This window comes from Robertkochia sediminum (assembly GCF_016786255.1).
GTDB lineage: Bacteria > Bacteroidota > Bacteroidia > Flavobacteriales > Flavobacteriaceae > Robertkochia > Robertkochia sediminum.
The window spans coordinates 218,886-230,034 of sequence record NZ_JADMKT010000080.1; the positions used below are offsets into that span (position 1 = coordinate 218,886).

The 11,149-nt window shown below is 44.9% G+C and carries 11 protein-coding genes; 5 read left to right on the forward strand and 6 right to left on the reverse strand.

All coding sequences use genetic code 11. From position 1 onward, the window contains the following. Positions 1-254: 254 nt before the first annotated feature. The 3 genes from IS446_RS14240 to IS446_RS14250 form a co-directional block, all read right to left on the reverse strand. The gene (locus IS446_RS14240; RefSeq protein ID WP_203061426.1) at positions 255-1,532 is read right to left on the reverse strand and encodes a metal-dependent hydrolase family protein; all 1,278 of its coding nucleotides are present in this window, start codon (positions 1,530-1,532) and stop codon (positions 255-257) included. 74 nt (positions 1,533-1,606) lie between these two features. Next, the gene (gene galE / locus IS446_RS14245) at positions 1,607-2,623 is read right to left on the reverse strand and encodes a UDP-glucose 4-epimerase GalE (RefSeq protein ID WP_203061427.1); all 1,017 of its coding nucleotides are present in this window, start codon (positions 2,621-2,623) and stop codon (positions 1,607-1,609) included. A 16-nt stretch (positions 2,624-2,639) separates the two neighbouring features. Further along, complete coding sequence (locus IS446_RS14250) at positions 2,640-3,791, reverse strand: DegT/DnrJ/EryC1/StrS family aminotransferase (protein ID WP_203061428.1); 1,152 nt, start codon at positions 3,789-3,791, stop codon at positions 2,640-2,642. A gap of 99 nt (positions 3,792-3,890) precedes the next feature. Here IS446_RS14250 and IS446_RS14255 point away from each other — a divergent pair, with 99 nt between their 5' ends. The 4 genes from IS446_RS14255 to IS446_RS14265 all read left to right on the forward strand — a co-directional run bounded on the left by IS446_RS14255 (position 3,891) and on the right by IS446_RS14265 (position 7,245). Beyond that, positions 3,891-5,132, forward strand: coding sequence for a 3-deoxy-D-manno-octulosonic acid transferase (locus IS446_RS14255; protein ID WP_203061429.1), 1,242 nt, complete (start codon positions 3,891-3,893; stop codon positions 5,130-5,132). A 109-nt stretch (positions 5,133-5,241) separates the two neighbouring features. Then, positions 5,242-5,511 carry a hypothetical protein gene (locus IS446_RS14260; protein WP_203061430.1) on the forward strand — a complete coding sequence of 90 codons (270 nt, stop codon included), beginning with the start codon at positions 5,242-5,244 and terminating at the stop codon, positions 5,509-5,511. A 264-nt stretch (positions 5,512-5,775) separates the two neighbouring features. Then, positions 5,776-5,904 carry a hypothetical protein gene (locus IS446_RS15530; protein WP_262896250.1) on the forward strand — a complete coding sequence of 43 codons (129 nt, stop codon included), beginning with the start codon at positions 5,776-5,778 and terminating at the stop codon, positions 5,902-5,904. 195 nt (positions 5,905-6,099) lie between these two features. Continuing rightward, positions 6,100-7,245 (forward strand): porin, encoded by a 1,146-nt coding sequence (locus tag IS446_RS14265; RefSeq protein ID WP_203061431.1) that lies wholly within the window; start codon positions 6,100-6,102, stop codon positions 7,243-7,245. Positions 7,246-7,383: 138 nt separating this feature from the next. Here IS446_RS14265 and arsB read toward each other — a convergent pair whose 3' ends face one another. The 3 genes from arsB to IS446_RS14280 are packed head-to-tail and all read right to left on the reverse strand — an operon-like array spanning position 7,384 to position 9,414. Beyond that, positions 7,384-8,445, reverse strand: a complete 1,062-nt coding sequence (gene arsB / locus IS446_RS14270; protein WP_203061432.1) for an ACR3 family arsenite efflux transporter — start codon at positions 8,443-8,445, stop codon at positions 7,384-7,386. Beyond that, complete coding sequence (locus tag IS446_RS14275) at positions 8,445-9,068, reverse strand: arsenate reductase/protein-tyrosine-phosphatase family protein (RefSeq protein ID WP_203061433.1); 624 nt, start codon at positions 9,066-9,068, stop codon at positions 8,445-8,447. The genes arsB and IS446_RS14275 overlap by 1 nt, the downstream gene beginning before the upstream one ends. Positions 9,069-9,084: 16 nt before the next feature. Further along, positions 9,085-9,414 carry an ArsR/SmtB family transcription factor gene (locus IS446_RS14280; protein ID WP_203061434.1) on the reverse strand — a complete coding sequence of 110 codons (330 nt, stop codon included), beginning with the start codon at positions 9,412-9,414 and terminating at the stop codon, positions 9,085-9,087. A gap of 478 nt (positions 9,415-9,892) precedes the next feature. Between IS446_RS14280 and IS446_RS14285 the strand changes: the two genes are divergently transcribed. Then, positions 9,893-11,059, forward strand: a complete 1,167-nt coding sequence (locus IS446_RS14285) for a porin (protein WP_203061435.1) — start codon at positions 9,893-9,895, stop codon at positions 11,057-11,059. Positions 11,060-11,149 lie beyond the last annotated feature (90 nt).

An 11,149-nucleotide genomic window follows, 5' to 3' on the forward strand; every position in this document is an offset into this window, starting at 1 on the left:
AAGTGGGAAATAGGGGAGTAGGGATGGGGGCGTGGGTAAGAGGAAACGTATTGCCTTAGAAATAAAACGCACTTTTCTCTTAGCTCTTAACTTATAATACCGGATTCAGTGATGTGGCCGGGGTGGTTTTGAAGGCAGAGTGGTTCGCTTCTGGAAATGTGCGAGTGTGCATAAAAAAAGGCCGCACCCCTTAACGGTTCACGGCCTTTTCATTTAAATTCTATAATTCACAATTCACAATTCACAATTCACAATTACTTAATAACCTCTCCGTCTTTCATAACGAAGTCTACCTTTCCCAGAACGGAGATGTCTTTAAGCGGATCGCCTTCTACGGCAATGATGTCTGCCAGGAATCCTTCTTTAACCTGTCCCAGTTCGTTCTCTTTCTTGAGGATCATGGCATTGGTCATCGTCGCGCTTTTGATGGCTTCGATCTCCGGCATTCCGGCTTCTACCATATAGACGAACTCCCTGGCGTTTTCGCCATGCGTGTACACCCCGGCATCGGTTCCAAAGGCAATACCCACACCTTTTTTATAGGCCTTGGCAAAGGTGTTCTGGATCTTTGGTCCTATTTCGAGAGCCTTTTGTGCGATGCGTTCCGGAAAGTATCCGGGTTTTTTAGCGTTGATAGAAACTTCTTTTCCTGCGGTTATCGTAGGCACCAGGTAGGCATCGTGTTTTTTCATTAGCTCCATGGTCTCTTCACTCATAAGCGTTCCGTGCTCAATGGTCTTTACCCCTCCGATAATGGCGCGTTGCATGCCTTCATCCCCATGGGCGTGGGCGGCTACATGGTATCCGTAATCGCTGGCTACCTTACAGATCTCCTTGATCTCTTCAAGGGTGAATTGCGGATTCTGGCTGTTGTGTGCCATACTGAGTACACCACCTGTTGCGGTGATCTTAATACAATCGGCTCCGTTCTTATAGCGTTGGCGAACGGCTTTGCGCGCATCGGCTACTCCGTTGATCACCCCTTCTGCCGGTCCCGGATCGCCTGCCAGGTCGCTACGGTAGCCATTGGTAGGGTCGGCATGTCCGCCCGTTGTACCTATGGCCTTTCCGGCGGTAAAGATCCTTGGCCCCTGAACGAGTCCGCGGTTAATAGCATCCCTAAGCGCTATATTCACTCCCGACCCGCCAAGGTCTCTTACCGAGGTAAACCCTGTTCTCAGGGTTCTGCCGGCGATCTCCTGTGCGCGAAAGGCGATGTCGGCCGCCTCCAGTCTGAATTCATCGAGGTAGGTGGTAGGGCTCGATTCGCCCTCTATATGTACATGAAAATCGATAAGTCCGGGAAGTATGGTTTTACCCTTTAAGTCTACCACGTTAATGGATGCGTTTGCAGGTGTTTTGTAGCCTTTTTCAATGGCAGAGATCGTGTTTCCGGTCACCACGATGGTGTGGTCGGTGAGGTATTTTCCGGTGGCTACATCGAGTATCTTTCCGCAGTGAAGGTAGGTGTCCTGGCCAAAAGAGGTCAGGGTGATAAGCGCCATGCTTATTAGGAAAATAATTCTTTTCATGCTGGTGGTTTTTGGATGGTTAAAAAATACCCCCGGGATCTCCGGGGGTATCATATGGTAGAACTAATATAAAATTATTTTCTGATCTTTTGTTCCCACTTCCACGCAGAGGTCATGGCGTCGTCCAACGATGATTGGGCTTTCCATCCCAGTTCGTTATTGGCCTTTGTGGTGTCTGCATAGGCCGCGATCACGTCGCCCGGGCGGCGTTCTGCGATGCGGTAGTTGAGCTTTTCACCCGAAACGCGTTCAAAGCTCCCGATAACCTCCAGTACAGAGCTGCCACGCCCTGTTCCCAGGTTGAAGACCTCGTAATTTTCTTTATTCTTCTTGTTAAGAAGGCGCTCAAGGGCTACTACGTGTGCCTTGGCCAGATCGACTACGTGAATATAATCGCGAATACACGTACCGTCTTCCGTGGGATAGTCATCTCCGAAAACTGCCAGTTGTTCACGAAGTCCGATTCCGGTTTGCGTGATAAATGGCACCAGGTTCTGCGGCACACCAATAGGAAGTTCCCCTATATGCGCCGAAGGGTGGGCCCCGATCGGATTAAAATATCGAAGGGCTATAGCTTCCAGGTTTTTGTTGATATTACAGGTGTCTCTGATGATCTCTTCCCCTACCTGCTTGGTGTTTCCATAGGGAGATTCGGCAGGCTTTACCGGAGCTCCTTCTGTGATCGGTAGCTCATCGGCCTGTCCGTATACCGTACAGGAAGAACTAAAGATAAACCGGGCCCGGTCTTTTTTAGAGAGCTCTTGTAAGATGTAAACCAGGGTGCTGATATTGTTCTCGTAATAGAGTAGCGGATTCTCAACACTTTCACCCACCGCCTTAGAAGCGGCAAAATGGATCACCCCTTCGATATCGCTGTGGTCTCTGAAAAACTGATTGACTTTTTGCTTATCGCGCAGGTCCATTTTTACGAATTCAGGTACTTTTCCTGTGATGGCTGTAATACCTTCCAGTACTTCGATCCCGGCATTAGAAAGGTTGTCGATAATAACGACTTCAAAGCCTTTCTGCTGAAGTTCGACCACGGTATGCGAACCGATAAATCCGAGACCTCCGGTAACTAGTATTTTCATAGATCAATAGGTAGATTTAGTTTAGGAAATCGTTTATGGTTTGGGTGATGTATGCGATCTGCTCGTCGTCCAATTCCGTGTGCATGGGGAGTGAAAGTACTTCTTCAACAAGTTTGTTGGTGACCCCGAATTCTTCTTCCTTGTATCGGGAATCCAGGTAGGCCTTCTGTTTGTGAAGCGGGATCGGATAATAGATACCGAATGGAATTCCTTTTTCCGCCAGGTGCTTTGCCAGAGCGTCGCGTTTACCGTTGGTAATGCGAAGTGTATATTGGTGAAATACATGACAATCGCAGTTCTCACAAATAGTCTCACAGGCGTTGGCCATCTTTGGTGTCACTACGGCAGGCTGATCCTTAAATGCGGCGTTGTATTTAATAGCAGCGTTTCTGCGCTTTTTGTTGTATTCGTCAAGCAGCGGGAGTTTGGCACGCAAAACTACGGCTTGTAAGGAGTCAAGTCTTGAGTTCACACCAACCACATCGTGGTGATAGCGTTCGTACATTCCGTGGTTTACAATACCTCTGATCGTGTGTGCCAGGTCATCGTCGTTCGTGAAAATAGCACCTCCGTCTCCGTAGCATCCCAGGTTCTTGGACGGGAAGAACGAGGTGGCAGCTACATGACCAATAGAACCCGATTTTTTCTTGGTGCCGTCTGCAGAGGTGTATACCGCACCAATGCCCTGAGCATTATCTTCAATAACGTAAAGGTCGTGTTCTTTCGCGATCTCCATGATCGCATCCATATTCGCGCATTGACCGAAGAGGTGCACCGGAACAATGGCTTTGGTCTTAGGTGTAATGGCCTTTTTAAGTGCTTCGATATCGATATTAAAGGTGTCTTCTTCTACATCAACCAATACCGGGGTAAGGTTAAGCAGTGCAATAACCTCTACTGTTGCTGCAAAGGTGAAGTCGGCTGTGATCACTTCATCACCCGGTTTCAGGTCAAGGCCCATCATGGCAATTTGAAGGGCGTCGGTACCATTGGCACAAGGGATCACATGTTTTACGCCCAGGTAGTCTTCCAGCTCCTCCTGAAACTTCTTTACCTCCGGACCGTTTACAAAGGCAGCAGATTCCAGCACTTCATTCATTGAATTCGTTACTCGGTCTTTTATTTCCTGGTATTGACCCTGAAGGTCAACCATCTGAATTTTCTTCATTTTATCAGCATCTTAAAAAGGTTAATACCCTACAAATTTACGGAACTGAGGTCAATGAATTATGGGAAAGAACCGTAATTTAGCCCCAAACTCGAAAAAGTGCTTTTTGTTTACAACATGCTGGTGTATATCGCCGGATCTATATTAAAATTAGCCGCCTTGTTCAATGAAAAGCTTTCCCTGTTCGTAAGGGGGAGAAAAGGGGTGTTTACCTTGCTGAAAGAACATATCAAAGCAGATGACAAGGTGATCTGGTTTCACGCGGCTTCTCTTGGGGAATTCGAACAAGGTCTCCCCGTGATGGAGCAAACCCGAAGAGACTATCCCTCACATAAGATCGTGCTCACCTTTTTTTCGCCTTCGGGGTATGAGGTGCGAAAGAACACTCCTGTTGGCGATGTGGTTTGTTACCTCCCATTGGATACCCGGGCCAATGCGAAACGATTTCTAGACCTCGTACATCCCGAATTGGTCGTTTTCGTGAAATATGAATTCTGGCCTAATTATCTTAAAGAATTGCACTCAAGGAATATCAATACGTTGCTCATCTCTGCCATTTTCCGTCCCGATCAGGCCTTTTTTAAAGGTTATGGAAAGTTCATGCGTAGTTCCCTTAAAGCTTTTACGCATATGTTCGTGCAGGATGAAGGCTCTGAGAAATTACTTCAGCGTATTGGCTTTAACGAAGTTACCGTGAGTGGGGACACCCGTTTTGACCGTGTGGGAGAGATCCTGTTAAGGGATAACAATCTGGAGTTTATGGAGCGGTTTAAAGGTGAAAGCCTCTTGTTCGTGGCGGGGAGTACCTGGCCTGAAGATGAAGAGGTGATCCTGCCCTTCTTAATAAAGGATACGTATACGGATGTAAAATATGTGATCGCACCCCATAATATCAAGCCCAAGGCAATGGCCGAACTTACAAGGGAGGCAGGACAAGGAGCAGTGCGGTATACGGCTATGGAGGGAGAGGACCTCGCAGCTGCAAGGGTGCTCATTCTGGATACCATAGGCGTATTGACCAAAGTATATAGTTATGCCGATATAGCCTATGTTGGTGGGGGTATGGGAAGTACAGGGCTGCACAATACCCTGGAACCGGCGGTTTTTGGGATACCGGTGATCACAGGGCCTCACTATAAAGGCTTCAGGGAGGCAGAGTTAATGGTGGAAAATGGGGGGATTACCGTGATTGATGATAAAAAATCATTTGAGCGGGAGTTAACCAATTTTATTGAAAATGAGGGGGTTGTGCGAGATAAGGGTGAGGTTAATAAAAATTTTATTGAAAAAAATCGAGGTGCAGTAATCCGAATCATGGATTACATACGTACATTATTGTGAAGTATTTAACAGGTTTTATCAAAAAAATGTTAATATTTCTTTGCAATGTATCGAAGAAAATCGTTTTTTCGTAGTGCAACTTTTATTTAGTAAAACTAAAACACAAACCATGAAAAAAGTTATTTTAAGCCTTGCCCTCGTATTTGCAATGGGAGTATCAATGACCTCTTGTAGAGAGACTAAAAAAGAAACTGAAGAAGCTGTAGAGGCTGCTGTTGAAGAAACAGGAGATGCTATGGAAGCTGCCGGAGACGCTGTGAAAGAGGCTGCCGGAGACGCTAAAGAAGCTGTAGAAGGAGCTGCTGAAGAAGCTGGAGAAGCTATGGAAGAAGCTGCTGAAGAAGTAAAAGAAGCTGTTGATAGCATCGTTAAGGAGTAATTACAAGCTTCCCTAAAAAATAGAGCTCTGCATTGCAGGGCTTTTTTTTTTGTTACAAGGTTACAAGGTTACAAGGTTATAAGGTTACAAGGTTGCAAGTGGAAGGAGTTAATTCGCGAAGGCGAAAACATAAAATTCCGTTTCCCCATTCCCTACTCCCTACTACCCATGACACATTAACTATTCTTATGTATTTCATTAAAAACATAAATAAATAGAAATGAATTGTTTTTCAGACCTTTGAGCTGAAAAAAAAGATTTGTTATGGATGTGATCGTCTTTAAGTTAGGTGTTGCTCTGGTTATTGTGGGTATGTTGCTATTTATTCGTTTTATGGCTGGTAAATCTTTCCTTAATTCAGCGCCGGAGGAAGAAGAGCGCAATGCAGCCTGATCATTCTCCTTTTCAGCTTTTGTTTCTTTTTGGTAAGGTGTTCCGGATTTTGGTTCTGGTATTACCCTTCTTTTCATGTATTTTTATCGAACGAGTCATAGTCCATTTGCCGTAATATTATGGTTTACAGGTGAGTTAATTGTCCATTAGGTGAGTTTTCGCTTACTTAAAAGGAAATTGTATGTTTTCTTTTTTATGATGCGTAGAGGTCTTGTATTACTGGGTTTATTGGTGTTCCTGTTTTCTCCTGTTCATGCTCAGGAGACAAGCGATCCTGTAAAGTTGCTTTTTGATCCATATACCAGTTTACGAGCGCATTATGCGGTGATCGGTCAGGAGTCTGAATTTCAGGATAACGCAAGTCGTATTGGGTTTAGTGTCGGCGTTGGGAAGAGTGATGGTATTCGGTTTTTGGCGCATGTGGAATTAAGTATCAGGCTTATTGAAAATACCTTTACCGTTAATGCCGATTCCCGTACCACTTCAGGATTTATTATTTTGAATCAATCGCGTGACGGCCAGGTTTTTGCTCCCAGATTAGGTTTTGTAGGGGTAAGCCTTGGTTCGTATGGGGTTGTCACTATTGGGAAGCAATGGAGTACCTATTACGATGTTACGGGGTGGACAGATCAGTTTAATGTTTTTGGAGGTACTACGTCCAATACCTACGTAGCCAATACAGACGGGAGTATTGGTACAGGGCGTGCAGATCAGGCCTTAATATATCGTATAAAAGCGGGAGACCTGAGCTTTGGTCTTCAGCTATTGTCAAACAATACGACCAATAATCTTTTTTTAGATGGTTATGGTGGGTCGGTGCGTTATCTGGTTTTTCCACGCACTGAAATTGGCTTATCGTATCAGCGCTCCCTTTTGGCAGATGATGTTATCGATGGTACGCTCGGATTGGAAGATCATCCGGAATACATCTCCTTTGGTTTTCGTTACACAGGAGAACAGCTGTATTTGTCGGCTGTTTTGGCCCGGCAGACAAATGGCGACCTCACCATAGGTCAGCTCAATCAGCTGGAGGCTCCTTCTGTGGTCTATGATGATACAGGGTTAGAGATCGCTGCAAATTACAAATGGAAAAAATGGAAGGGGCTGATTGGAATTAACAGGGAGTGGGCTCAGGTTGAGGGACTCCCTATTGATCAGGATTTTCATACAGAGAGTTATATTCTAGGACTTGAATACCGGCCTTTTCAAATGGCGTACTTTTATTCGGAATTCAGGTTCGATCAAAGTGTGAATTCCTTTGGAATAACTGCTAAAAATGTTTTTACGCTCGGATTAAGGGTAGATCTTGATCATCATGGAGAGAAGTCGTTTACGTTTTGATCTGTTTTAAAGTTTCATGTATTCTTTTTTCGCGGCTGTATAAAAGTGAAGAATAGCATGTACTGTGCGTATAAAACAAGATCCCGCATCTTCAATAAAAACTGACGATACGGGATCTATATTTAACAATGGCTCAAGTCAGGAATGTGCCGGAGATTTGGATGGATCTCCGTAATATTTCTTTTTAAGCCAAAAGGCAACCTTTACTAAAAGGATCAAAGCGGGTACTTCTACCAATGGCCCGATAACCCCCGTAAATGCTTGTCCGCTATTCAGCCCGAAAACCCCGATAGCCACGGCAATGGCCAATTCGAAATTATTACCTGCAGCGGTAAAGGCGATAGAGGCATTCTTATCGTAAGGGGCTCCCATGAGTTTGCTGGCAAAGAATCCGATGAGGAACATGACCGCAAAATAAATAAGTAGCGGGATGGCAATAAGCAGAACATCTCCGGGAAGCTCTACAATAAGTTCTCCTTTAAGCGAGAACATTAAAACGATGGTGAACAACAGAGCAATAAGGGTTATTGGGGAGATCGCAGGGATGAATTTCTTCATATACCATTCTTCACCTTTCAAAGGCACGAGTATGAGTCGGCTTAATAGGCCCATGAGGAAAGGTATTCCCAGGTAGATCGCTACACTTTCGGCAATAGTGGCGATAGAAATATCAACGATAGCGCCTTCATATCCTAAAAGCGGCGGAAGTTTGGTGATAAAGATCCAGGCATAAAAGCTATAGGCAAACACCTGGAAGATGCTGTTAAGCGCTACCAGGCCGGCTCCGTATTCACTACTTCCATCGGCAAGGTCGTTCCATACCAGTACCATAGCGATACAACGAGCCAATCCGATCAGGATGAGTCCGACCATATATTCCGGGTAGTCTTTTAAGAAGATCAGCGCCAGGACGAACATCAGTACCGGGCCGATCACCCAGTTGAGGACCAGGGATATGGAAAGTACTTTGACGTCTTTAAAAACCATAGGTAAAAGTTTGTAATTCACCTTGGCTAATGGCGGGTACATCATTAGGATAAGACCAACAGCCAGAAGGTAGTTCGTCGATCCCGAGCCGAAGCTCTCAATGAATTTTGAAAAGGCCGGAAAGGCGTATCCAAGGCCAACGCCGATAGCCATAGCTATAAAGATCCATAGGGTTAGGTTGCGGTCTAAAAAGCTTAGTTTCTTATTGCTCATTACTGTAGTTGTTTTTTTAGTTCATTAAAGATCCAGAGCATCTCTCCTGCGATCTGCTCACTGCGTTCCAGGTATTTTGCCATCTTTTCAGGAGTGTCATCAAATAATTTGGGGTCTTCATAGGTTAAAGGGATCCTGTTCGATGCTCCGACAACCACAGGGCAAGCCTCATTGGCTGAATCGCAGGTCATAACCGCAATGTACTCGCTTTTGGGGTTAAAAGGGTGGTGGTAGGCTTTAGAGAAGCCGATCACCGCCGGTTGATTCTCTGCGTATTTGATGGCGTATACAGGGTTAGTTTCCTGGCTCAACTTCAGGATCTCATATCCTTGGCTTTTTAGGGTTTCGGCTACGGCCGGAAAAAGTGCTGTGGCCTCAGTACCTCCTGAGTAGCATACAACTTTTTGTCCGAAGCCGTGGTAGGCTGCAGCCGTTTGTGCCCATAGCTGCGAAAGGTGACTTCTTCGGGAGTTGTGCGTGCATATAAAATTGAGGTTGGCTACACCATTATTGGTTATAGCTGTTTTAATAGCATCTTTTAACTGGTTTAATAGCGCTTTTCTTTCTTCAGAAGGATTGGCTGCGGCGATCTCGCGAATGCTTTGTTCTAATTTTTCGAGCATGATGTGATAGGTTTTGTTAACAGCAGTCGTTTTTGTATGGGTCCTGATCCAGGAAAGAGACGATGTTGTTTCGCATACGCTGCCATGCCTCTTCGTTGATACAATAGCAAACTTTGTTGCCATCGATATTTCCTTTGATAAGTCCGGCCTGTTTAAGTTCTTTTAAGTGTTGTGAAATGGTGGGTTGAGATAATCCTATCTCATTAACCAGGTCGCCGCAAACGCAGGCTTTGATGTTGAATAAATGATCGAGTATCGCAATGCGTGCGGGATGCCCCAGCACTTTGGCCATTATGGCGAGGCTGTTTTGTCGATCGGTAAAGATCTCGGTTTTAGTTATTCCCATGGAGTTGGTTATTATGTGTCGAATACCGGCGGTTGCAGAGGCGATTCAGCAGGTGTTTTTGTAGTGTATTAGTTTATTGCAATATTACGATTAATATCTTTTGGGGATCCATCTTTTTTAAGAGTTAATGATTTGCTAACAAAGCACGGTATTTTGATTCGTGTTCACCGAAATGGCCTCTTGCATAAATGTGTAGCTTGTGCCGAAGTCCAGGTTCCGGAAGTGTGAGTTTTAGACAATGATGAGGTAGGGGGCTTAAAGTAGGAGTATGTTTCAGGGTTGTCAATAGATCCGTATGCAAGTCATGGCTATTTAATATGAAGGCTGGTTAAGATCTTGAAACTATTGGGTGATGATTGCGGTATTTCGTATGGTAAAAATGGGGGGTTCATCTTTTGGAAACGCTGTAAGTAACTTGAAATCAGTATATTTAGAGTAATGTTTATCGATTAAAGGATTTTTTCAAGACATTTTCATCATGGCGGTATGCGTTTTCAGAAGGCTGTTTTGCAGTTTTCTTTTGTTGGTAATGGCGGTTAGTTTTGCTCAGGAAGATGGTGTTGCAGGAAACACAGCTGGCGGAGGGACGTTAATTATTGGAAGTGGAGAGAGCAGAATACTGGACTCCCTGGCATTCAATGTGCATCTTCAGGTGCATACGGCTTATTATTCCGGGATATTTGAGCTCGGAGAGAATGTACCGCGATTTGGTACTTCGCTATTTCGAAATGTTGGTGAGAAAACCAGGGTCTTTGCCAGACTGGAATATGGGCTAAATCTTTCTCAAGGCACAAAATTCAATAACAATGCCAACAATCCTTCCGACTTTATTAACGATCCCTTTCAGGAGCCTGAGCCTTTTTCTGCTCGTTTGGGGTATTTAGGTATTGCTCATGAAACCCTCGGTTCTATTAGCCTGGGGAAGCAATGGGGTGTATATTACGATGTAGGAGGGTATACCGATGGATTCACAGTTTTTGGCAGTAGTGGGGTCGATGTATATGCAGGGAATACCGATGGAGGATGGAAAGGGACCGGTAGGGCAGATGTGGCTGTTGTTTATCGCAACCATTTTCGCAATCTGCGTCTTGGGCTTCAAGCGCAGTTGTTCGGCTCGCATACCAATTATGGAGCATCCCTTACCTATCAATTTTCGCCCAAATTCAGTGCCGGATTAGCCTGGAATCTCAGCAATATTCCGGACGAATTTCAGTTTCTTATTGAGAGTGCTGAGGTCCGATCTAGCAATTATATAGGTGGGTATAAGTTTACCGGTAAAAAGCTCTATTCTGCATTAACTGTCGCCTACATCGAGGAGCGATACCGACGTCTGTCAGAGGATGAGGTGGTGGCTTTTCCCGTGGTCGGTACAGAATTTCTGAACAGGTATACACTTACTTCACGTATAAAGATCGAAGGCGGTTTCAATGCCCAATGGCAAGTTGGAAATGAAACCCAATTTGATGGTAACTTCCGGCTCTTACAATTCTATGCGGGAGTCAATTATTATTTCGGAGACCTGTTTTCAGTATATCTTCAAGGGCGTTTGGACGATTCGCGATTTGTGCTGCCCGTTACGGGAACTAATGTGATCATTCTGGGACTTAGTTTTGACTTTATAAAGGGGGTAGGCCGCTCTTCTTGAGATCAGGCTGCAGGCTCTCTCAGAGCTTGAGAGCTGTTGAATTTTACCTATCTTTATGGCAGAATATAACCTGCACCCATTACATAGTTC